Source organism: Streptomyces sp. NPDC023723, from assembly GCF_040639815.1.
Classification (GTDB): Bacteria; Actinomycetota; Actinomycetes; order Streptomycetales; family Streptomycetaceae; genus Streptomyces.
In genome coordinates, this window is record NZ_JBFAAP010000047.1 from 26616 (window position 1) to 49287 (window position 22672).

Genomic DNA, 22672 nt, shown 5'->3' on the forward strand with positions numbered 1-22672 from the left:
CCAGGCCGGAGCGATGTTCCTCACAAACATTGTTCGAGCGTGCCGGTGTACAGTCGAGACTGCCCTTGACCTGCACAAAGCAGGCAGGGAGCCGTCTTCGAGGAGTCCAAAGTGCTGCGTACTCTGTTCAAGTCCAAGATCCACCGAGCCACCGTCACCCAGGCCGACCTGCACTACGTCGGCTCCGTGACCATCGACGCCGAGCTGCTGGACGCCGCCGATCTGCTGCCCGGTGAGCTGGTGCACATCGTGGACATCACCAACGGGGCCCGGCTGGAGACCTACGTCATCGAGGGGGAGCGCGGGTCCGGTGTGATCGGGATCAACGGGGCCGCCGCTCACCTCGTCCACCCCGGCGATCTCGTGATCATCATCAGCTACGCTCAGGTCACCGACGCCGAGGCGCGGTCGCTGAAGCCGCGGGTCGTGCACGTGGACCGCGACAACCGCATCGTCGCCCTGGGCACGGACCCCGCCGAGCCGGTACCGGGCTCGGACCAGCAGCGCAGCCCGCAGGCGGTGTCCGCCTGACGCGGCGGGTGCGGCGCGGTACGGCAAGTACGAGACGAAGGCGGTGCGGCCGCCGGGAACAGGGAGCGTGCCCGTGAGCGACATCGAGATCCGTGACGACCGGGCGGCGGGCCGGCTGGAGGCGGTGGCCGGCGGCGAGGTCGTCGGCCGGATCGAGTACTTCGTGCTGGACGCCCCCGCCGGTGCCCTCGTGCCGGTGCACACCATCGTCGAGCCGGCCCACGAGGGCAAGGGCATCGCCGGGTCGCTCGCCCGTGAGCTGTACGTCCTCGCCGGACGCGAGGGCGTCACCGTCGCGCCGTTGTGCCCGTACGTCGTCAAGTGGGCCGAGCGGCACCCCGACGAGGCCCCGGCGGCCGACCCGGAGCTGCTGCGGGCGGCGAAGGACTGGCTGCGGGCGCACCCCGGGCGGTTCTGACGCGGGACCGACCCGTACGAAGTGTGAAGCGGGGGCCGGCTGGGTCCCCCGCTTCATACGGGGGAGTGAGTGGCGGAGCGGCGCTCGGGTAGGCGGGGCAGTACACCAGAGCCGACGCAGACCGCCACTGGCCGGAGGACAGAGCCATGACGAACCCGTATCCGGATCCCGTTCCGCCGGGACCGACGCCGGGCCCGGACCCCGAGCCGCCGCAGCCGTATCCCGACCCGGCCCCGCCGGCCCCACCGCCCGGCCCCGGCCCGGAGCCGACCCCGCAGCCGCCGGGGCCGGGTCCGCAGCCGACGCCGCAACCTCCAGGTCCGGGCCCGCAGCCGACGCCGCAGCCCCCGGGCCCGCCGGGGCCCGCGCCGTCGCCGATCCCGCCGGGCCCGGAGCCCGTGCCGAGCCCGGAGCCCGGACCGCCGTTGCGCTGACCTCGCGCGCCGGCCGCCCAGGGTCCGGGCACAAGGGGCCCTGGGCGGCCATCCATGACTGGGCCCCCGTGTGGACCGGCTGTCCTAGCCGGCCACCTCCGACCGGTCCCCGCCCCACAGCGTGTGGAACGAGCCGTCCCGGTCGGTGCGCCGGTAGGTGTGCGCGCCGAAGAAGTCCCGCTGGCCCTGGGTGAGGGCGGCGGGCAGCCGCTCGGCGCGCAGGGCGTCGTAGTAGGCGAGCGCGGCGGCGAAGCCGGGGGCCGGAACGCCCTGCCGGGTCGCGGCGACCAGCACCTCGCGCCAGTCGTCCTGCGCCTCGGCGATCTCCCGTGCGAACGTCTCGTCCGACAGCAGGCTCGGCAGGTCCGGCCGGGTGTCGTAGGCGGCGCGGATGCGGTCCAGGAAGGCCGCGCGGATGATGCAGCCGCCCCGCCAGATCGCCGAGACCGCGCCGAGATCGATGTCCCAGCCGTACTCCTCGCTGCCCGCCGCGATCTCGTGGAAGCCCTGCGTGTAGGAGACGATCTTCGAGGCGTACAGCGCCTGCTCCACCCGGTCGGCAAAGGCCGCCGCCTCCGACTCGGACAGCGGGGCCGGCTTCGGGCCCGCCAGCGAGCGGGACGCCTCGCGCAGCGCCGCGTGCCCGGACAGCGAGCGGGCGAAGACCGCCTCCGCGATGCCGGAGACCGGCACCCCGAGGTCGAGGGCGATCTGGACGGTCCAGCGGCCGGTGCCCTTCTGCTCCGCCTGGTCGACCACCACGTCCACGAACGGCTCACCCGTCGCCGCGTCCACGTGGGAGAGCACCTCGGCGGTGATCTCGATCAGGTAGGAGTCCAGCCGGCCGGTGTTCCAGGTGCGGAAGATGTCCGCGATCTGCGCGGGGGAGTAGCCCGCCACGTCCCGCAGCAGCTGGTACGCCTCGCCGATCAGCTGCATGTCGGCGTACTCGATGCCGTTGTGCACCATCTTCACGAAGTGCCCGGCGCCGTCCGGACCGACGTGGGTCACACAGGGCGCGCCGTCCGCCGCCTTCGCCGAGATCCTCTCCAGCATCGGGCTGAGCGAGTCGTAGGACTCGGCGGGGCCGCCGGGCATGATGCTCGGGCCGTTCAGGGCGCCCTCCTCGCCGCCGGAGACGCCCATGCCGACGAAGTGGATGCCCTGCTCGCGCAGCTCCCGCTCACGGCGCCGGGTGTCGGCGAAGTGCGCGTTGCCGCCGTCGATGATCATGTCGCCCGGCTCCAGCAGCGGGGCGAACTCCTGGATCACCGCGTCGGTCGGGTCACCGGCCTTCACCATGATCACCAGGCGCCGCGGGCGTTCCAGCGCCGCGACGAACTCCTTCGCCGTCTCCGTGGCGACGAAGTCGCCCTCGCCGCCGAACTCCTCCACCAGCGCGTGCGTCTTCGACGCCGTCCGGTTGTGCAGGGCGACGGTGTAACCGTTGCGCGCGAAGTTACGGGCGAGGTTGCGGCCCATGACCGCGAGACCCGTGACGCCGATCTGCGCTGTTGTGCTCATTACGTTGGCTCCTAGTGACCTCAGTGTCGGTGGTGCCGGTCGTGCCCGTCAGCCTACGGCGCCGCCCGACCATCCTGACGTGCCGGTTCGCCGGCCGCATGTGCACGGCCGACGCACCCACCGGTACGCACGGGAGGGGCCCGACGGCTCATCGGACACGTGCCTCATCCGGCCAACAACCGCCGGTTCCACGCCATTCCGCCACACCGGACGGCCGCGGCCCGTATCGTCATGGCCGGTTCCAGTGCTTGCCTCTGCCGCTCCTGACTCAGTGTCGAGGGGGATGTCCATGGCCGTACGTGGCCGGCACCGCCGGTATCAGCCGAACAGGATCAACCGCGCCTCACTGACCGTCACCGCCGGCGGGGCGGGCATGGCGCTGCCGCTCATCGGTACCGGCACCGTGCAGGCGGCCGATGTGGACACCTGGGAGAAGGTGGCCGCCTGCGAGTCCACCGGCAACTGGGACATCAACTCCGGCAACGGCTTCTACGGCGGGCTCCAGTTCACCCAGTCCACCTGGGAGGCGTTCGGCGGCACCCAGTACGCGCCGCGCGCGGATCTGGCCACCAAGGACCAGCAGATCGCCGTGGCGGAGAAGGTGCTGGACGGGCAGGGCCCCGGCGCCTGGCCGGTCTGCTCGGCGCGGGCCGGACTGACCCGGGGCGGCGACACCCCCGACATCCACCCGGCCGGCGGCGCCGACAAGAAGACCGGCAGCAAGACGGACAGCAAGACGGACAGCAAGACCGGCGACACGGCCGAGAAGAAACAGCAGCAGCGCAAGAGCAGCGGGAAGAGCGCCGCCGCGGACGTGCGGCCGCAGAGCACCCCGCAGTCCCGCGCCGGGCGGTCCCAGATGTACACCGTGATCTCCGGCGACACCCTCTCCGGCATCGCCGACACCGAGCGGGTGTCGGGCGGCTGGCAGCGGCTCTACGCCGCCAATCGCGACGAGGTCGGCGACGATCCCGACATGATCCTGCCGGGGCAGCGGCTGGCGCTGACCGGAAAGGCGACGGACAAGGACAAGCCGACCGGCAAGGCGTCCGGTACCAAGGCGTCCGAAACCAGGACCGAGCGGAAAGCCGCCGCCAAGAAACCGAAGTCCGAGAAGCCGAAGTCCGAGAAGAAGTCCTCCTCGGACAGCGGCAAGAGCGGGACGGCCACCGGTCACTCCCTGGTCGCCCCCGTCGACGCCGCCACCGGCACGCCCTACCACCAGACGGGTTCCTCCTGGTCGCAGGGTTACCACACCGGTGTCGACTTCCCCGTGCCGACCGGCACGCCGGTGAAGTCGGTCGGCGCGGGCCAGGTGGTCAGCGCCGGCTGGGAGGGCTCCTTCGGCTACCAGGTGGTGGTCCGGCATGCCGACGGCCGGTACAGCCAGTACGCGCACCTGTCCGCGATCTCGGTGAAGGACGGGCAGCGCGTGAGCACCGGCCAGCGTCTCGGCCGGTCCGGATCCACCGGCAACAGCACCGGCCCGCACCTCCACTTCGAGGTGCGGACGGGGCCCGGCTTCGGCACGGACGTCGACCCGGTGGCCTATCTGCGGGCCGGCGGGGTAAAAATCTGACCCGCAACCCGCGCCCGGCGCCGGTCCGGCCCGGCCGGCCGGGCGTAGGGCACGTACGAGACGCCGTCGAAGACGCAGGCCCCGCAGGAGGAGACCAGGGAGGGGACCAGCGCGGTGGCGGCGGGCGCGGTCGCGCCCGCCCCGCGTATCCCCTCGTCCGGGTACGCCTCGTCCGGGTACGCCTCCTGCGGGTAAGTCCCCTCCGGGTACGCCTCCTCCCGCGCCGCGGTCTCCGCGGCCGGGGACGGTGCCTGGGCGGGCAGCGCGACCTGCTCGGCATCCCGCGCCCGGCCCGCCGACGGTACTTTCCCGGACCCGCCGGGCGGAGTGGCTCCCGCCGCGCGCACCGCGTCCGCGTCGCCGGACCAGGACGGGCCGGCCGGTTCCGCACCGGCCGGCACCGCGCGGGCGGACGGCACCGCCGCGTCGCCGCCACCGTCTCCGGCTCCGTCGTCCGACGACGGAACCTGTCGTTCCGTCCGGGTGATCCGCTCGGTCGTCAGCAGGATCAGACCGCCCGCGGCGACCACCCCGCAGCCCAGGGCGAGCACGGTGCCGAGCATCCCGTAGCGGAAGGTCTCGCCGAACATCGTGATGCCGACCGCCGCGGCCACCACCGGGTTCACCACCGTCAGGGTGGCCAGCGGGGCGGCCAGGCCCGCGCCCCGGTAGGACGCCTGGGACAGCAGCATGCCCGCGGTGGCCAGTACCCCGATCACCGCCAGGGACGGCAGATCGCCCGCGGTCACGCCGCCGGACCAGTCCACCGCGACCGTCTTGGTGAACACCGACGACATGCCGAAGGCGACGCCGGACGCGGTCGCCAGCAGCATGCTGCGCACCGCCGGATGCCGGTGCGCGGCCCGGCCGGCGACCATCAGCGCCACGACCGCCCCGGCGGTCACCAGGGCCACCACCGTGCGCTGCGCGGTGTCCAGCGACCGGGAGTCCGACGAGCCGACCAGGGCCAGCAGGCCCGCGAGCCCCACCGTCGCCATGACCGCGCCCCGCCAGGCCGTCGTACCCGCCCGGCGCCCCACGAACAGCGCCGCCATCGGCAGCGCGAAGACAATGGTCAGCGCGCCCAGCGGCTGGACCAGGCTGAGCGGACCGTAGGCGAGGGCGACCACGTGCAGCAGCCCGCCGAGGCCGTTCAGCGCGACCGCCGCCCACCAGGTGAGCCGGCGCAGCGGCGCGTACGGCCGGTCGGGGGAGGACAGCGCGACCTGCTCCTGGACGATGGCCCCGCCCGCGTAGGCGACGGCGGACACCAGCGACAGCACCACGGACAACGCGAGGGCGCTCATCGGCTGCTCCTCTGCGTGAGGCGGCGGCCCGGCCCGGTCGGCCCGGCCCGGCGCGGCGAACGGTCGGCTTCCATGACCAACACCTTGCCGCGCCCGTTCCTTCCCGTCGTCAGCCCTGAGCACTCTTTGGGTCATACTGCCGATGGAGTACGACCGTCGCCCGGTCCTCCCCAGGGCCGACCCCGACCCCACTCCCCGTCTGTTCCCCACCCCGTTCCCCGCCTGTTTCCTCGCCCCCGTTCCCCGTCTGTTCCGCGCCGAACGCCCCGCGCTCTTCCCCCCGCGTCCCCGCTGGGTGACCATGTGGGGACCAGTCGCCGAGACGGGAGGTTCCGGGTGCGTGTGGGACTGCTGACCCGGGAGTACCCGCCGGACGTCTACGGCGGCGCGGGCGTCCACGTGGAGTTCCTCGCCCGGGAACTGTCCGCGCTGGTCGATCTGGACGTGCACTGCTGGGGCGAGGCGTCCGGCGCCGACGGCGCCGGGGTGCGGCGGCACCGCCCCTGGTCCGCCCTCGACGGCGCCAACGACGCGCTGCGCACCCTGTCGGTGGACCTGGCGATGACCGACGCCCTGGCCGGCCGCGAACTGGTGCACTCGCACACCTGGTACGCCAACCTCGGCGGTCACCTGGCCAAGCTGCTGCACGGCGTCCCGCACGTGGTGACCGCCCACTCGCTGGAGCCGCTGCGCCCCTGGAAGGCCGAGCAGCTCGGCGGCGGCTACGCGCTGTCGAGCTGGGCGGAACGCACCGCGATCGAGTCGGCCGACGCGGTGATCGCCGTCTCCGGGGCGATGCGCGAGGACATCCTCGGCTGCTACCCGGCGCTGTCCGCCGACCGGGTGCACGTCGTGCACAACGGCATCGACACCCGGCTGTACCGGCCGGACGCGGCCACCGACGTCCTGGACCGGATCGGCCTGGACCGCTCCCGCCCCTACGTGCTCTTCGTCGGCCGCATCACCCGCCAGAAGGGTGTACCCCATCTGCTGCGCGCGGTACGGGACATCGACCCCGCCGTGCAGGTGGTGCTGTGCGCGGGCGCCCCCGACACCCCCGAGATCGACCGGGAGTTCCGCGACCTGCACCGGGAGCTGAGCCGGGCCCGGGACGGCGTGCACTGGATCCAGCGGATGCTGCCCCGCCCCGAGGTGGTGCAACTGCTCACCCACGCGGCGGTGTTCGCCTGCCCCTCGGTGTACGAGCCGCTCGGCATCGTCAACCTGGAGGCGATGGCCTGCGGCACCCCCGTGGTGGCCTCCCGGACCGGCGGCATCCCCGAGGTCGTGGCGGACGGCGAAACGGGGGTACTCGTCGACGTGGACGACGACTTCGAGGCGGGGCTCGCCCGGGCCCTGGACTCCGTCATCGGCGATCCGGACCGGGCCCGGCGGATGGGCGCGGCCGGGCGCGAGCGGGCGGTGGCCGAGTTCGGCTGGGACACGGTGGCCCGCCGCACGGTCCGGCTCTACGAGGACGTGCTGAAACAGGCGTGACGGTGCGCGACTCGCGCAGAGGGTGGGAGGGGAGCGGCCATGCGTCGTGGAGGTCCTTCGGTGCTCGGTATCGTCCTGGCGGGCGGGGAGGGCAAGCGGCTGATGCCGCTGACCGCGGACCGGGCCAAACCCGCGGTCACCTTCGGCGGCACGTACCGGCTCGTCGACTTCGTGCTCTCCAACCTGGTCAACGGCGACATCCTGCGCATCTGCGTACTCACCCAGTACAAGTCGCACTCCCTGGACCGGCACGTCACCACCACCTGGCGGATGTCCAGCCTGCTCGGCAACTACGTCACCCCGGTCCCCGCGCAGCAGCGCCTGGGCCCGCGCTGGTTCCTGGGCAGTGCCGACGCCATCCTCCAGTCGCTCAACCTCGTGCACGACGAACAGCCCGAGTACGTCGCGGTGTTCGGCGCCGACCACGTCTACCGCATGGACCCGCGCCAGATGCTCGCCCAGCACATCGAGTCCGGCGCGGGCGTGACGGTGGCGGGCATCCGGGTGCCGCGCACCGAGTCGGCGTCCTTCGGCGTGATCACGCCGGGCTCCGACGGCCAGACGGTCCAGAGCTTCCTGGAGAAGCCCGCCGACCCGCCCGGCCTGGTCGACGACCCGGCCTGCGTCTTCGCCTCGATGGGCAACTACGTCTTCACCACCAAGGCGCTGATCGAGGCGCTGCACCGGGACGCCGAGGACGAGAACTCCGCGCATGACATGGGCGGTTCGATCCTGCCCCAGCTCACCGACCGGGGCGAGGCGGGGCTGTACGACTTCAGCGAGAACCACGTGCCCGGCGAGACCAGCCGGGACCAGGGCTACTGGCGGGACGTGGGCACCCTCGACGCCTACTACGACGCCCACATGGACCTGATCGCCGAGCGGCCGGCCTTCAACCTCTACAACCGCCAGTGGCCGATCTACACCTCCTCCGGGCAGCTCTCGCCGGCCCGGTTCAACGCCGGCGGGATCGCCAGCGAGTCGATCATCAGCGCCGGCTGCCTGATCCGGGGACAGGTCACCCGCTCCGTGCTGTCGCCGGGCGTCGTGGTCGACCCGGGCGCGGTGGTGCAGGGGTCGGTGCTGCACGACAACGTGCACGTGGGACGGGGCGCGGTGGTGCGCGGGGCGGTGCTGGACAAGAACGTCCAGGTGCCGCCGGGCGCCACGATCGGCGTCAACCCCGAGCGGGACGCGGAGCTGTACAGCGTCTCCAAGGGCGGGGTGATCGCCCTCGGCAAGGGCCAGCGGGTGCCCTGACGCGCCGGGTTCCGGACTCCGGCCGGGCGGTCCCGTGCACCGCCCGGCCGGGCCCGGCGCGGGTGCCCGCGGCCGCCCTTGTCATGTCCCTGGACGCCAACCGGAATCCGTGTTGTCATGCATCTGCCGTTACATCGATGTAATATCACGTCGGTGTGCGGGTCGCCCCCGTCCTCCTCGAAGGAGAGGATCCGTGCGCATCAGACGACTCAGAGACCGCCTGGCCCTGCTGCTGGCCGCGGCGCTCGGCATCGGCTCACTCGCCGCCGTGCCCGCCGCGAACGCGGCCGCCGACGACGCCGTGGACATCCACGGCCTGAAGGGCGAGTACTACACCCAGTCGGCCCCCGGCGCCTTCGACTTCAACGAGCTGAAGGCCACCGGCTTCGACCCGCAGGTCGACTTCGACAACCTGGAGTCGCGCCTGAAGTTCGCCACCGGACAGGCGGACGACGTCAACGTCCGCTGGACCGGCCGGCTGGTCCCCGAGGAGAGTGGCCCGCACACCTTCTCGGTCATCGGCGACAACGGGTTCCGCCTCTGGATCGGCGGACAGCTCGCCATCGACCACTGGGTCGACGACTGGGACCGCGAACAGACCGCCCAGCCGATCGACCTGACAGCCGGCCAGTCCTACGACATCAAGCTCGAGTACTTCGAGCACTACGGCGGCTCCAACCTGCACCTGCGCTGGACCGAGCCCGGCGGCGCCAAGGAAGCGGTCCCGCAGTCGGCGTTCCGGCTGCCCGAGGGCTACGACTACGACGGCGCCACCTCGGCCACCGTCCTGTCCACCGGCCGCACCCTCAAGCTCGGCTTCGCCCACCCCGTGGCCACGCCCCCGGCCGGTTTCACCGACCACCTCACGGCGGTCATCGGCGGCGCCACCTGGCCGCTGGGCGGGACGCAGGCCGACCCGGACGACCCGAACGCCCTCCTGGTCGCCCTCGACGAGCCCGTCGTCGGCAACAAGACCGGCACCGCGCCCGGCACCGCCGACATCCGCTACGACGGGCAGGGCGGCCTGACGACAGCCGACGGCAACGTTGTCAGCGCGTTCTGGACGAGCGGCGCCAACCGCTCCACCTACGAGCTGCGCACCGACTGGGCCGACGAGGTCGGGCCGGACAACGCGCTCCCCGAGTACCCGCGCCCGCAGCTGACCCGGGACGACTGGCAGAACCTGAACGGCAGCTGGCAGTTCGCCGCCGCCGAGGCCGGCGAGCAGCCGCCGGTCGGCAAGCAGCTCAAGGAGCGCGTCCTGGTCCCGTACCCGGTGGAGTCCCAGCTCTCCGGCATCGAGCGGCACGAGGACCGGATGTGGTACCGCCGCACCTTCACCGTCCCCAAGGACTGGAAGGTCGGCTCCCAGCAGCGCCTGAACCTCAACTTCGGCGCGGTGGACTGGCAGTCCGAGGTCTACGTCAACGGCGTCAAGGTCGCCGACCACAAGGGCGGCTACGACAAGTTCAGCGCCGACATCACCGACGCGCTCAAGCCCGGCCGCACCCAGGAGCTGATCGTCGGCGTCTACGACCCGACCGACGCCGCCGACGGCGAGAACCCGCCGCTGGGCAAGCAGCGCCTGGACCCGAGCGGCATCTGGTACACGCCGTCCTCCGGCATCTGGCAGACGGTGTGGATGGAGCCGGTCGCCGCCGACCACACGGACTCGCTGAAGCTCACCCCCGACGTGGACGCGTCCACGCTCACCGTCGAGCCGCAGGGCGTCCGCGCCGGCGTGAAGGTCACCGCCACCGCCTACCAGGGCAAGCGCAAGGTCGCCACGGCGACCGGCCGCACCGGGACACCGCTCACCCTCAAGATCAACAACCCGCGGCTGTGGTCGCCGGACGACCCGTTCCTCTACGACCTGAAGGTCACCGTCGGCAAGGACCGGGTCGGCAGCTACTTCGGTATGCGCTCGATCTCGGTGGAGAAGGTCGACGGCACCCCGCGCACTCTGCTGAACGGTGAGCCGATCTTCATGATGGCCACCCTCGACCAGGGTTTCTGGCCCGACGGCCTGCACACCGCGCCGACCGACGAGGCCCTCGCGTACGACCTGAAGGCGCACAAGGAGATGGGCTTCAACTCGGTCCGCAAGCACATCAAGGTGGAGCCGGACCGCTGGTTCTACTGGGCGGACAGGCTGGGCCTCATGGTCTGGCAGGACATGCCGGCCATGACGGCGGGCGTCAACCCGTCCACCGCGGCCCGCGCCGAGTACGAGCGCGAGATGAAGGAGATCATCGACGAGCACATCAGCAGCCCGTCGGTGATCATGTGGGTCACCTTCAACGAGGGCTGGGGCCAGTACGACGTCGGCCGGATCGCCGAGCAGGCCAAGTCCTGGGACCCGACCCGGCTGGTCAACAACCAGTCCGGGCTGAACCTCGGGGCCGACGGCGGCGCCGGCGACATCATGGACGAGCACGGCTATCCGTCCCCGGCCCTGCCACCGTCGCCGGACGGCGAACGGGCCCTGGTCAGCGGCGAGTACGGCGGTCTGGGGCTGGCGGTGCCGGGGCACGCCTGGTCGGTGCAGCAGTCGTACGTCGACGTGGACCCGGCGACGTACACCGACGACTACCTCACCAAGCTCGCCGAGGTGCACGCGCTGGCCTGCAAGGGCGGCAACGGCGCCGTCTACACGCAGATCACCGATGTCGAGGGCGAGCTGAACGGGCTGCTGACCTACGACCGCAAGGTCGTCAAGCCCGATGTGGCGCGGCTGAAGGCGGCGCACGAGCAACTGATCGCGGACATCTCGCGGGCGACCCCCGCGGGCTGTGTCTGACGGAACGACAGAACGCCGGGTGCGGTGATCCGCCTGTCCGGGGGCACGGGCCTCCATCGACATGCGGCTCCGCCGCGCGAGCGCGACCAGCCGCCACGGACCCGCACCCGGCAGCCACGCGAAGCCCCCCGCCTGGAGGCACCCCACATGAGATGGACCCACCGACTGCGCGGCGCGGCGCTCACCGCGGCCGCCACCCTGATGGGGGCCGCCCTCGCCGCCCCCGCCGCACAGGCGGCCACCGCCCCCGACGGCCCCCTGACCGGCCTGGTCAACCCCTTCATCGGCACCGAGAACGAGGGCAACACCTACCCGGGCGCCGCCGTGCCCTTCGGCATGGTGCAGTTCTCCCCGGACACCGGCCACAACGTCGGCTACGACTACTCCAACGATCACATCCGGGGCTTCTCCCTGGTCCACCTCTCCGGCGTCGGCTGCGGACTCGGCGGCGACCTGCCGGTGCTGCCGACCACCGGGGACGTCACCGAGACGGACTACACCAAGTACGCCGCCGGCTTCAGCCACGACGACGAGACGGCGAGCCCCGGCTACTACCGGGTCGGCCTGGACTCCGGCATCGAGGCCGAGCTGACCGCGACCGGGCGCACCGGTGTGCAGCGCTACACCTTCCCGGACACCGACAAGGCCAACGTGCTGCTCAACGCCGGCCAGTCGCTGCACCGGACGGTCTCCACCGCCGTGGAGATCCTGGACAGCCGGACCGTGCGCACCGCCATCACCGGCAGCGGCTTCTGCCAGGACACCGAGCCGTACACCGTCTACACGGTCACCCGGTTCGACCGGCCCTTCACCGCGTACGGCACCTGGCAGGGGTCCACCGTGACCCCCGGGGCGAAGACCGGCGCGGACGGCGCCTACCTGCGCTTCGACACGACCGAGGACCGGACCGTCGAGGCGACCACCGCGCTGTCCTACGTGGACGCGCACGGCGCCGCGCTCAACCTCCGGGCCGAGGGCGGCCGTTCCTTCGACGCCGTACGGAAGGCGGCCGACCGCACCTGGGAGGACCGCCTCGACGACGTCCGCGTCCAGGGCGGCGACGACACCCTGCGCCGTACCTTCTACTCGTCCCTGTACCGGTCCTTCCTCGCGCCCAACATCGGCAGCGACGTGGACGGCCGCTACACCGGCTGGGACCAGGAGAAACACCGGGCGAAGGGCTTCACGTACTACCAGAACTGGTCGCTGTGGGACACCTACCGCACCCAGTCCCAGCTGCTCTCCCTGCTCGCGCCGCGGCAGGCCCGGGACATGGCGGTCTCGGTCCTCAAGATCGACGAGCAGAGCGGCTGGCTGCCCAAGTGGGGCTACGGCACCGTCGAGACCAACATCATGACCGGCGACCCGGTCACCCCCTTCCTCACCAACGCCTACCAGCAGGGTCTGCTCAAGGGCTACGAGGAGCAGGCGTACCGGGCGCTGAAGAAGAACGCCGACGGGGTGCCGCCCGCCGGCTCCCCGGCGGTGGGCCGGGAGGCCAACCTGGAGTACCTCGCCGACGGCTACGCGCCCTACGTCAAGGGCCGCCCGCACGCCAAGCCCGGTGACTCCGACTACGACCACGGCGGCTCCGCGACCCTGGAGTACGCCCTGTCCGACGCGATGCTCGCGGAGATGGCCGGTGACCTCGGCCACGACGCGGACGCCGCCCGGTACGCCGAGCGGGCCCAGAACTACCGCACCGTCTTCGACGCCTCGACCGGCTTCTTCCGCGCCCGGGACGCCGCCGGCGCCTTCACCGGTCCGGCCGACCCGGCGCAGAGCGAGGGCTTCCACGAGGGCACCTCCTGGCAGTACCAGTGGCTCGTGCCGCAGGACCTGCCCGGCATGATCGACCTCATCGGCGGCACGGACGCGGCGAACGAGCGCCTCGACTCCTTCTTCGCCTACGACCAGCTGCTGGCCGACCCGGCGGGCACCGCCCGTGACGTGTGGGTCAACGGGCCGTACGAGTACTACAACGCCGACAAGTACAACCCGCAGAACGAGCCCGACCTGATCGCCCCGTACACCTATCTGTCCACCGGGCAGCCCTGGAAGACCACCGACGTGGTGCACGCCGCGCTGACCCTGTTCACCGACACCCCGACCGGCATGACCGGCAACGACGACCTGGGCACCATGTCCGCCTGGAACGTGCTGTCCTCGATCGGGATCTTCCCGATCCAGCCCGGTTACGACACCTGGGGGCTGTCCACGCCCGTCTTCGACCGGGTCGACCTGACCCTGGACCGCCGCTACTACCCGCGCGGCGCCCTGACCATCACCGCCCCCGGCACCTCGGACACCGACCGGTACGTCCAGACCGCCCGCACCGACGGCAAGGCGTACCAGCGGACCTATCTGACCACCGACGCGCTGCGCTCGGTGCGGTCGCTCGGGTTCACGGTCGGCCCGCAGCCGTCCGGGTGGGGAACGTCACCCCAGGCGGCGCCACCCGCGCTGAACTGACCGCAGACGCCCCATGAGTCCCGCCCCTCTCGGAGGGGCGGGACTTAATCCGTTGTTAACTGTGCGTAGCTTGATCGTACTTGACCGTAATCGTCGAGGAGCGATTGACTGCTTGTCTCCATCCGTCCGCGAAACATCCGTCCGCGATCCATCCGTCCGCGACATCGCGAGGCAAGCCCTTGACTTCCGACCTGCTCGCTCCCCTCGATCTGGCGTTCTGGAACATCGAGTCCGCCGAGCACCCCATGCACCTGGGGGCACTCGGCGTCTTCTCGGCCCACTCACCCACCGCGGGAGCGCACGCGGCGGACCTGCTGGCCGCGCGCGCGGCGGGCGTGCCCGGACTGCGGATGCGCATCCGGGACGTGTGGCAGCCACCGCTCGCCCTGCGGCAGCCGTTCTCGTTCGGCGGCGCCGCCCGGGAGCCGGCCCCGGACTTCGACCCGCTCGACCACGTCCGGCTGCACGCCCCGGCCGCCGACTTCCACGCGGTGGCGGGCCGCCTCATGCAGCGCCCCCTGGCGCGGGACCGGCCGCCGTGGGAGGCGCATGTGCTGCCGGGGGAGGACGGGGTCTCCTTCGCCGTGCTGTTCAAGTTCCACCACGCGCTGGCCGACGGGCTGCGGGCGCTCGGGCTGGCCGCCGCCGTCCTGGACCCGATGGACCTGCCCGCGCCGCGGCCCCGCCCCGCCCCGCCGAAACGCGGTCCGCTGCCGGACGTGCGCGCCCTGCCGTCGCTGCTGCGCGGCGCGCTCAGCGACGCCGGGCGGGCCCTGGACATCGGCGCCTCCGTCGCCCTGTCCACCCTCGACGTGCGCTCGTCCGCCGCGCTCACCGCCGAGTCCTCCGGCACCCGCCGCACCACCGGCGTCAGCCTGGACCTGGACGACGTGCACCGGGTCCGCAAGGCCGAGGGCGGCACCGTCAACGACGTGCTGATCGCGGTCGTCGCGGGGGCGCTGCGCCGCTGGCTGGACGAGCGCGGCGACGGCAGCGAGGGAGTGGCGCCGCGTGCGCTGATCCCGGTCTCCCAGCGCCGCCCGCGCACCGCCCACCCGCAGGGCAACCGGCTCTCCGGCTACCTGATACGGCTCCCGGTCGGCGACCCCGACCCGCTCTCCCGGCTGGGCACGGTCCGCGCCGCGATGGACCGCAACAAGGACGCCGGACCGGCCCGGGGCGCGGGCGCGGTGGCGCTGCTCGCCGACCACGTCCCGGCCCTCGGCCACCGGCTCGGCGGCCCACTGGTCGGCCAGGCGGCCCGGCTCTGGTTCGACATCCTGGTCACCAGCGTGCCGCTGCCCAGCCTGGGGCTGCGGCTCGGCGGCCACCCGCTCACCGAGATCTGCCCGTTCGCACCGCTGGCCCGGGGCCACTCGCTGGCCGTCGCGGTCTCGACGTACCGGGGACGGGTGCACTACGGCCTGATCGCGGACGCCGCGGCCGTCCCCGACCTCGACCGGCTCGCCCACGCGGTGACCGAGGAGCTGGCGGCCCTGCTGCGGGCCTGCGGACCCTGACCCGGGGTGGCGGCCCCTCGGACCACCCCCGCGCGAGACGTTTGGCGGCCGGGCCCCGCGCTCGCGTAAAATCCGGCGTTCGACAGCGGACGCACAACGGAGCGCCGCACGGGTGACCAGGGAACGGCAGCGGCGATGACGGTGACACAGGACGGTTCGACGGCCACGGACGAGGTGGACGCGTCCGGGTACGGCCCCGGCATCGACCCCGAGCGGCTCGCCGTCTGCCTCGACGTGCTGGCGGAACTCGACCGCATCGAGGTCGACCACCCCGACGCGATCGCGGTCCGCCGGGCCACCTCGCACATCTACCGCACGGTCAAGCAGCGCCGCCGCCAGGAGCGCCGGGCCGCCAAGACCGCCCACGACAAGGCGGTCACCGAGGCCACCGCCACCGGCTCGGCGGAGCGCATCGACGACGAGACCGAGGGCATCCTGCCCTCCTCCCGCACGGAGGAGGGCACCATCGCGGGGATACTCCAGCGGCCCCGCTCCTGCTACACCTGCAAGCAGCGGTACGTCGAGGTCGACTACTTCTACCACCAGCTCTGCCCGCCGTGCGCCGCCGAGAACCGGATGCGCCGCGACGCCCGCGCCGACCTCACCGGCAAGCGGGCCCTGCTCACCGGCGGCCGCGCCAAGATCGGCATGTACATCGCGCTCAGGCTGCTGCGCGACGGCGCGCACACCACCATCACCACCCGCTTTCCGGGGGACGCCGTGCGCCGCTTCAAGGCCATGGACGACTCCGGGGACTGGATCCACCGCCTGGAGGTCGTCGGCATCGACCTGCGCGACCCCGCCCAGGCCGTCGCGCTGGCCGACCGGGTGGCGGACCAGGGGCCGCTCGACATCCTGATCAACAACGCGACCCAGACCGTACGCCGGCTGCCCTCCGCGTACGCCGCCCTGGTCGAGGGCGAGAGCGCCCCGCCGCCCGCCGGTGAGCTGCCCGCCCGGCACGTCATCGGTGCCTTCGGCTCCGGCGCCGTCGACGGGCTGACCGCACTGCCCGCCGGGATCGGCGCACTGGCCCCGCAGCAGGTCGCCGACCTCGCCCTGGTCGCGGGCAACGCCAGCGTCGCCCGGCACCTCGACGGCACCGCCATCGACGCCGGCGGCCTGGTCCCCGACGTCGTCGACAGCAACACCTGGGTGCAGAGCATCGAGCAGATTTCCCCGGTGGAGCTGCTGGAGACCCAGCTGTGCAACTACACGGCGCCGTTCATCCTGATCAGCAAGTTGCGCCCGGCGATGGCCGACGCCGCCCGCAAAGCGCCCTCCAAGCGCGCCTACGTCGTCAACGTCTCGGCGATGGAAGGCGTGTTCGCCCGCGGCTACAAGGGCGCGGGCCACCCGAACACCAACGCCGCCAAGGCCGCGATGAACATGGTGACGCGGACCAGCGCGCAGGAGATGTTCGAGACCGACGGCATCCTGATGACCTCGGTCGACACCGGCTGGATCACCGACGAACGCCCCCACTACGACAAGCTGCGCCTCGCCGAGGAGGGCTTCCACGCCCCGCTCGACCTGGTCGACGGCGCGGCCCGGGTATACGACCCGGTGGTGCGCGGCGAGGCGGGCGAGGACCTGTACGGCGTCTTCCTGAAGGACTACGCGCCCGGCAAGTGGTGAGTGGTCAGCCGCCCGCGCCCAGCCGGGAGTTGCGGGCCGCCACCAGCTCCAGCACCGTGCGCCAGTCCTCCAGCACCCCGGCGTCGAAGACGGCGGTGCGGCCCTCCTCCTCCGCCTCGCGCAGCCTGCGCAGGTCGTCGTCGGCGGCGGCGTCCGGGTCCGCCCGGCGGGCGACGAGCCGGGCGACCCGCTCACCGAGCAGGGCGCGCACCGCGCCGGCGGTGCGCCCGGCGCGGCCGGCCGGGTCGCCGGGCCACAGCAGCCCGCCCACGGCCAGCACCAGACCGGCGACCTGCAACTCCTTGTCGGCGGGGCGGCCGCGGCGCAGCAGTGCGGCGGTCCGCAGGGCGTGGCCGTGCGCATCGGCCGGGCCGCCGCCGGGAACGGCGGCCTCCCGGCAGGCGTACAGCAGGTCCATCAGCTCCTCGACGCTGCGCAGCTCCACGCGTCAGTCCTCCGCGCTCTGTCGCGATCCGGCCCTTGCGCACCGCAGCACACCATGACGACCTTGCGGCGTGGCCAACGCCGGCTGAACTGCCCCGGCGCACTACGCCGAACGAGTGAGCCCCTTTTGTGAACGATATGTGACAAAAGGGAGTACTCCCGACTCAACTGTGCGCGGGGCGAAGCATGATGATTACCAGGAGTTTGCAGCGCCATAGAGCGGACCCCCGCTCATTTGGTTAGTCTGAAGCGGATGAACAGCAGCACGGGCCCTACCCACACCCATGGTCCGTCCCGACTGACCGGCGCCACCGCGTCCGAACTGCTCTTGACCGACACCCCAGCGGGCGTCAGGCGCCGGCGGCAGACTGACCGGCGAGGCCCGAGGGTGACCCGACACATAAGGAGTGCGCGGTGACACCGGAGAAGACGAAGACCGAGGAACGCCCGAAGGAACGCACCGGGCCGGCCGGCCGCCGGCCCGGCGAGCTCGGCAGCCTCGACGTGTGGGCCAGGTCCGCCCCGATCCGCCTGGCGGGCTACGAGGACGACCTCGCCGAGCCCCACATCCTGCCCAGCGTCGACTGAGCACCCCGGGCGAGTGCCTCCCGGCATGGGCGTGCCAGACTCGCGCCCATGCCGATCAGGGAAGCAACGGCCGGCGACTGGCCGCGCATCTGGCCGTTCTGGCACCGCGTCGTCGCCGCCGGCGAGACCTACGCCTGGGACCCGGAGACCGCCGAGGAGGACGCCCGGCGGCTGTGGATGAACCCCGCCAAGCGCGTCTACGTCGTCGAGGACGCATCCGGCGCGATCGTCGCCTCGGCCTACCTCACCCCCAACTACGGCGGGCCCGCCGCCCGCGTCGCCAACGCGGGCTTCATGGTGGACCCGGAGCACGCGGGCCGCGGGATCGGCCGCGCCCTCGCCGAGCACGTGCTGGCCGAGGCGAGGACGCGGGGCTACCGGGGCATGGTCTTCAACGCCGTCGTGGAGACCAACCCGGCGGTGAAGCTGTGGACTTCCCTCGGCTTCACCGTCCTCGGCACCGTGCCGGCGGCGTTCGAACACCCCCGGCACGGGCTGGTCGGCCTGCACATCATGTACCGCGCCCTCTAGACATATTGACCCGCAGCGTTGTTCCCGCGGCTGCTCGGCCGGCGGCCGCCGATGTCCTGCGCCCCGATCCAGACGCCTGATCCAGACGCCTGATCCAAACGCCTGATCCAAACGCCCGATCCAGACGACAGGCCCTAAGCGGGCGTCTTCTGCGCCGTGGCCGCCGCGGCCGCCGCCTGCCGGGCGGCCCGGGTGCGCGGCCCGAAGATCGCGAGGACGATCGCACCGACCAGCCAGGAACCGGCGATGAAGTAGAACACGCTCTGGTAGCCGTGACTGTTGTAGAGCGCCGCGACGACCAGCGGCCCGGCGGCGTTGGACAGCCGCCCCAGCCCGTAGGAGACGCCGGTGCCCAGCGAGCGGCTGCGGGTGTCGAACAGCTCGGGCGAGTAGGCGTAGCCGAGGGCGGTGTAGCCGCGCTCGAACAGGTTCACCAGGAAACCGAAGACGATGATGAGCGCCGGGTTGAAGGTGAGCCCGTAGAACAGGCCGCAGACCGCGATCACCGTGCCGAAGGCGACCAGGCACCACTTGCGCTCGAACCGGTCGGTGACCAGCGCGGCCAGGTAGGAGCCGAGCGGCGCGCCGACGGTGGTGAGGGCGACGTAGAAGACCGAGTCCTCGACGCTGAAGCCTTCCTTGGCCAGCAGGGTCGGGGCCCAGCTGGAGTAGCCGAAGAAGCCGATGGTCTGGGTGACCCAGACGACCGTGAGCAGCAGGGTGGGCAGCAGGTACTTCTTCTGGAGCAGCAGCTTGAGCGGCACCTTGGAGACCGGGGCCTCCTCGACCGGCGGGGCCGGCTCGGGCAGCGGGCCCTTCTCGGCGGTGATCAGCGCCTCGATCTCGCCCAGTACCCGCTCGGCCTCCTCGTGCTTGCCGCGGCTCTCCAGCCAGCGCGGCGACTCCTTGAGGTGGCGGGTGAAGAAGACCAGCAGGATGCCCAGCGAGCCCCACAGGAACACCAGGCGCCAGGACCAGTCGCTGAGCGGGACCACCTGGCTGGCGATCAGGCTGGTGACCGGGGTGCCGCAGATGCCGATGACGATGGCGTACGCCTGGTACCGGCCGCGGACGGCCGCCGGGTACATCTCGGCGACGTAGATGACCGCCACGACGGTCATCGCGGACAGGCCCGCCGAGGTCAGCACGCGGAAGACGCCGAGCGAGACCAGGTCCCAGGAGAAGACCGAGAGGAAGGAGAAGAAGCCGAAGAAGACCGTCGTCTGCATCAGGGCGCGTTTGCGGCCCCACCGGTCGGCGATGTTGGAGGCGACGATCGAGCCGATGAACATGCCGACGAACGACAGGGAGGTCACGTAGGCGACCTGGTCGACCGTGACGCCCCACAGCTTGATCAGCTTGGGTGCGGTGACGGAGAAGCTGTTGATGTCGGCGAACTCGAAGAAGTACGCGAACGACACCGCCAGCAGGGTCATCTTGTGGAACCGGGAGACCGGCAGCCTGTCCAGCCGGTTGAGAGCGTTGACGCGGTGCATGCGAGGTGCCCTTGCGGTATGGGGGACGGGGGTGGTCAGACGGCTTCTTCGGGCCAGTACAGGCGCATCGGGTTGGCGACCAGCAGCTTGTGCCGCAGCTCCGGGGTGGGAGCGATGTGCGGGATGTGGTCGACCAGCAGCCCGTCGTCGGGCATGTGGTCCTTGAGGTTGGGGTGCGGCCAGTCGGTGCCCCACAGCACCCGGTCCGGGAATTCCTCGACCGCGCGGCGGCCGAACGGCACGACGTCGGTGTACGCGTGCCGCTCGCCGTCCAGCGCGGCCGGGCCGGTCACGGTCAGCCGCTCCGGGCAGCTCACCTTGACCCAGACGTCGTTGCGGTCCACGAAGCGCAGGAAGCGGGAGAACTCGGGGCCGTCCACCGGCTTGGTCACGTCCGGGCGGCCCATGTGGTCGATGACCAGCGGGGCGGGCAGGGAGGCGAAGAAGTCCTCCAGGTCGGGCAGGTCGGCGGCCTCGAAGTAGAGCACGATGTGCCAGCCCAGCGGGGCGATCCGGGCCGCGATGGTCCGCAGGTCCTCCTCGGGCGAGGTGTCGACCAGGCGGCGCACGAAGTTGAAGCGGACGCCCCGTACCCCGGCCTCGTCCAGCGCGCGCAGTTCGGCGTCGGTGACGTCCGGGCGGACGGTGGCGACGCCCCGGGCCCGGCCGCCGGCCGCGCGGACCGCGTCCACCATCGCCGAGTTGTCCGCGCCGTGACAGGTGGCCTGCACGATGACGTTGCGGGAGACACCCAGGTGGTCACGGAGCGCGAACAGGTCCTTCTTGCCGCCGTCGCAGGGGGTGTACTTGCGCTCCGGCGCGAAGGGGAACTCTCCTTGCGGTCCGAAGACGTGGCAGTGCGCGTCGACGGCCCCGGCCGGGAGCTGGAACGCGGGCTTGGCGGGCCCGGCGTACCAGTCGAGCCAGCCGGGGGTCTTGGGGGCGAGGTCGGGCATTTCGGTCGTTCCTTTCACGAGCGGTCCCGGGGCCCGGCCGGTGCGGCCGTGCGGTCGGTGTGGCTGTCGTGCCTGGTGCCGGGTGCTCGGTGCGAAGCCGCCGGACCGGGGACGGGGGCCCGGGGAGCGTTCGGGTGGGGCGGGGCCGGCGAGCGGGGGGCGGGGAGCCGCGGGGTCGTCGGGCGGCCCTGTGCACCGGCCCCGGGCAACGACGGCCGGGGAGGCATTCGCGGACCGGCGCGCGGGGGAGGCGGCGGGCGGCGACGCGAAGGAAACGGAATGGCGAGCGAAGGGGAACGGAAGGGCGGGCGGGGTACGGGGTGGGGGGTGGCGGCGGGGGAACGGGGCCGTGCCCCCGCCGCCCGGGTGTCAGCGGCCCTGGCTCTTGAGCAGGGCGTCCAGTCGAGGGTAGACGGTGCGGGTGTTGTGCTCCTGGATCGCCGACTGGTGCTCGGCGGGCAGCTTGGCCGCCTCGACGTAGCGCCGGGTGTCGTCGAAGTGGAAGCCGGTGCACGGGTCGATGTCGCGGACCGCGCCGATCATCTCGGAGGCGAACAGGATGTTCTTCGGCGGTACGACCTCCAGGAGCAGGTCGATGCCCGGCTGGTGGTAGACGCAGGTGTCGAAGAAGACGTTGTTCAGCACGTGCTCCGTGAGCTCCGGCTTGCCCAGCGCCATGGCCAGGCCGCGGAACCGGCCCCAGTGGTAGGGGACCGCGCCGCCGCCGTGCGGGATGACCAGTTTCAGGGTGGGGAAGTCCTTGAACAGGTCGCCCTGGACCAGCTGCATGAACGCCGTGGTGTCGGCGTTGAGGTAGTGCGCGCCGGTGGTGTGGAACGCGGGGTTCACGCTGGTGCTGACGTGCACCATCGCGGGGATGTCGTACTCGGCCATCTTCTCGTAGACCGGGTACCACGAGCGGTCGGTGAGCGGGGGAGCCGTCCAGTGTCCGCCGGAGGGGTCCGGGTTCAGGTTGAGCGCGACGGCGCCGTACTCCTCGACGCAGCGGGTCAGCTCGGGGACGCAGCTGGCCGGGTCGACGCCCGGGGACTGCGGCAGCATGGCCGCCATGGCGAACCGCTCCGGGTAGAGGCGGCTGACCCGGAAGCACAGCTCGTTGCAGATCGACGCCCACTCGGCCGATGTCTTGAAGTCGCCCACGTGATGTGCCATGAAGGAGGCCCGCGGGGAGAAGACCGTCAGGTCGATGCCGCGCTCGTCCATGAGGCGGAGCTGGTTCGGCTCGATGCTCTCGCGCAGCTCGTCGTCGCTGATCGACAGGTCGGCGCGGACGGGCGCGGCCGCGGGGTCGTCGAGTCCGGCGATCTGCCGGTCGCGCCAGGCCGCCAGCGCCCCGGGAGCGGTGGTGTAGTGGCCGTGGCAATCGATGATCATGGCTGTTCCTGACTGCTGTGGGGAGTCGCCCGGAGTCGGTGACGATGACGAGGCGTGGACCAGGTTCAACGTAACGGCCAACGAAATTGTTGACAATATGTTCCGGCAAAGTTTCCGTTCGGGCGGAGCGATCCGGCGGTATGGGGGCCGGCGGCCGGACGGTCCGGTGCGACGGGCCGGTGATCCGGTGAATGGTCCGATGACTTTGTCGTCCGTTACGGGACCTAACCGGCATTTCTCCTGGTTGAGGGGTGCCGGACCCCCGGATAGGTCTGATAAATA

The 22672-nt window shown here is 72.0% G+C and carries 17 protein-coding genes; 11 read left to right on the forward strand and 6 right to left on the reverse strand.

From position 1 onward, the window contains the following. Window positions 1-111: 111 nt before the first annotated feature. Both panD and AB0G32_RS32105 read left to right on the forward strand, forming a co-directional pair. A complete protein-coding gene (panD, locus tag AB0G32_RS32100; RefSeq protein WP_361171347.1) occupies window positions 112-531 on the forward strand; it encodes an aspartate 1-decarboxylase in 420 nt (139 codons plus the stop codon). 73 nt (window positions 532-604) lie between these two features. Continuing rightward, window positions 605-949, forward strand: a complete 345-nt coding sequence (locus tag AB0G32_RS32105; protein WP_361171350.1) for a GNAT family N-acetyltransferase — start codon at window positions 605-607, stop codon at window positions 947-949. A 518-nt stretch (window positions 950-1467) separates the two neighbouring features. Here the strand turns inward: AB0G32_RS32105 and gndA are convergent. Beyond that, on the reverse strand, window positions 1468-2907 hold the full coding sequence (gndA, locus tag AB0G32_RS32110) for an NADP-dependent phosphogluconate dehydrogenase (protein ID WP_361171352.1): 1440 nt from the start codon (window positions 2905-2907) through the stop codon (window positions 1468-1470). 289 nt (window positions 2908-3196) lie between these two features. On the opposite strand from gndA, the gene AB0G32_RS32115 reads away from it, so the two are divergent. Next, window positions 3197-4486: a transglycosylase family protein gene (locus tag AB0G32_RS32115; protein ID WP_361171355.1), complete on the forward strand. Its 1290-nt coding sequence runs from the start codon at window positions 3197-3199 to the stop codon at window positions 4484-4486. Here AB0G32_RS32115 and AB0G32_RS32120 read toward each other — a convergent pair. Continuing rightward, window positions 4456-5793, reverse strand: a complete 1338-nt coding sequence (locus tag AB0G32_RS32120; protein WP_361171358.1) for a DMT family transporter — start codon at window positions 5791-5793, stop codon at window positions 4456-4458. The genes AB0G32_RS32115 and AB0G32_RS32120 overlap by 31 nt on opposite strands. Window positions 5794-6129: 336 nt before the next feature. On the opposite strand from AB0G32_RS32120, the gene glgA reads away from it, so the two are divergent. From glgA to AB0G32_RS32150, 6 genes are all read left to right on the forward strand, one after another. Further along, complete coding sequence (glgA, locus tag AB0G32_RS32125) at window positions 6130-7290, forward strand: glycogen synthase (protein WP_361171361.1); 1161 nt, start codon at window positions 6130-6132, stop codon at window positions 7288-7290. A gap of 39 nt (window positions 7291-7329) precedes the next feature. After that, window positions 7330-8550 carry a glucose-1-phosphate adenylyltransferase gene (gene glgC, locus AB0G32_RS32130; RefSeq protein WP_361171364.1) on the forward strand — a complete coding sequence of 407 codons (1221 nt, stop codon included), beginning with the start codon at window positions 7330-7332 and terminating at the stop codon, window positions 8548-8550. Between the two features lie 193 nt (window positions 8551-8743). Next, window positions 8744-11350 carry a PA14 domain-containing protein gene (locus AB0G32_RS32135; protein ID WP_361171367.1) on the forward strand — a complete coding sequence of 869 codons (2607 nt, stop codon included), beginning with the start codon at window positions 8744-8746 and terminating at the stop codon, window positions 11348-11350. Between the two features lie 147 nt (window positions 11351-11497). After that, window positions 11498-13822, forward strand: coding sequence for a GH92 family glycosyl hydrolase (locus tag AB0G32_RS32140; protein WP_361171370.1), 2325 nt, complete (start codon window positions 11498-11500; stop codon window positions 13820-13822). Between the two features lie 179 nt (window positions 13823-14001). Next, on the forward strand, window positions 14002-15342 hold the full coding sequence (locus AB0G32_RS32145) for a wax ester/triacylglycerol synthase family O-acyltransferase (RefSeq protein ID WP_361171373.1): 1341 nt from the start codon (window positions 14002-14004) through the stop codon (window positions 15340-15342). A 135-nt stretch (window positions 15343-15477) separates the two neighbouring features. After that, window positions 15478-16980, forward strand: coding sequence for an SDR family NAD(P)-dependent oxidoreductase (locus AB0G32_RS32150; RefSeq protein WP_361171376.1), 1503 nt, complete (start codon window positions 15478-15480; stop codon window positions 16978-16980). Between the two features lie 4 nt (window positions 16981-16984). Here the strand turns inward: AB0G32_RS32150 and AB0G32_RS32155 are convergent, their stop codons facing one another. After that, window positions 16985-17425, reverse strand: a complete 441-nt coding sequence (locus AB0G32_RS32155) for a hypothetical protein (RefSeq protein ID WP_361171379.1) — start codon at window positions 17423-17425, stop codon at window positions 16985-16987. Between the two features lie 413 nt (window positions 17426-17838). Here AB0G32_RS32155 and AB0G32_RS32160 point away from each other — a divergent pair, with 413 nt between their 5' ends. Continuing rightward, window positions 17839-18012 carry a hypothetical protein gene (locus AB0G32_RS32160; protein WP_361171382.1) on the forward strand — a complete coding sequence of 58 codons (174 nt, stop codon included), beginning with the start codon at window positions 17839-17841 and terminating at the stop codon, window positions 18010-18012. A 48-nt stretch (window positions 18013-18060) separates the two neighbouring features. Beyond that, a complete protein-coding gene (locus tag AB0G32_RS32165; protein WP_361171385.1) occupies window positions 18061-18543 on the forward strand; it encodes a GNAT family N-acetyltransferase in 483 nt (160 codons plus the stop codon). 134 nt (window positions 18544-18677) lie between these two features. Here AB0G32_RS32165 and AB0G32_RS32170 read toward each other — a convergent pair whose 3' ends face one another. The 3 genes from AB0G32_RS32170 to AB0G32_RS32180 all read right to left on the reverse strand — a co-directional run bounded on the left by AB0G32_RS32170 (window position 18678) and on the right by AB0G32_RS32180 (window position 22390). Then, window positions 18678-20039: an MFS transporter gene (locus AB0G32_RS32170; RefSeq protein ID WP_361171388.1), complete on the reverse strand. Its 1362-nt coding sequence runs from the start codon at window positions 20037-20039 to the stop codon at window positions 18678-18680. A 35-nt stretch (window positions 20040-20074) separates the two neighbouring features. Then, window positions 20075-20995: an amidohydrolase family protein gene (locus AB0G32_RS32175; protein WP_361171391.1), complete on the reverse strand. Its 921-nt coding sequence runs from the start codon at window positions 20993-20995 to the stop codon at window positions 20075-20077. 369 nt (window positions 20996-21364) lie between these two features. Then, the gene (locus AB0G32_RS32180; protein WP_361171394.1) at window positions 21365-22390 is read right to left on the reverse strand and encodes an amidohydrolase family protein; all 1026 of its coding nucleotides are present in this window, start codon (window positions 22388-22390) and stop codon (window positions 21365-21367) included. Window positions 22391-22672 lie beyond the last annotated feature (282 nt).

Excerpts from the sequence above, each read along its gene's own strand:
- gndA (WP_361171352.1), bottom strand. The coding sequence starts at position 2,907 with ATGAGCACAACAGCGCAGATCGGCGTCACGGGTCTCGCGGTCATGGGC.
- AB0G32_RS32175 (WP_361171391.1), bottom strand. The coding sequence starts at position 20,995 with ATGCCCGACCTCGCCCCCAAGACCCCCGGCTGGCTCGACTGGTACGCC.
- AB0G32_RS32150 (WP_361171376.1), top strand. The coding sequence starts at position 15,478 with ATGACGGTGACACAGGACGGTTCGACGGCCACGGACGAGGTGGACGCG.
- AB0G32_RS32170 (WP_361171388.1), bottom strand. The coding sequence starts at position 20,039 with ATGCACCGCGTCAACGCTCTCAACCGGCTGGACAGGCTGCCGGTCTCC.
- AB0G32_RS32165 (WP_361171385.1), top strand. The coding sequence starts at position 18,061 with ATGCCGATCAGGGAAGCAACGGCCGGCGACTGGCCGCGCATCTGGCCG.
- AB0G32_RS32120 (WP_361171358.1), bottom strand. The coding sequence starts at position 5,793 with ATGAGCGCCCTCGCGTTGTCCGTGGTGCTGTCGCTGGTGTCCGCCGTC.
- AB0G32_RS32180 (WP_361171394.1), bottom strand. The coding sequence starts at position 22,390 with ATGATCATCGATTGCCACGGCCACTACACCACCGCTCCCGGGGCGCTG.
- glgC (WP_361171364.1), top strand. The coding sequence starts at position 7,330 with ATGCGTCGTGGAGGTCCTTCGGTGCTCGGTATCGTCCTGGCGGGCGGG.
- AB0G32_RS32140 (WP_361171370.1), top strand. The coding sequence starts at position 11,498 with ATGAGATGGACCCACCGACTGCGCGGCGCGGCGCTCACCGCGGCCGCC.
- AB0G32_RS32115 (WP_361171355.1), top strand. The coding sequence starts at position 3,197 with ATGGCCGTACGTGGCCGGCACCGCCGGTATCAGCCGAACAGGATCAAC.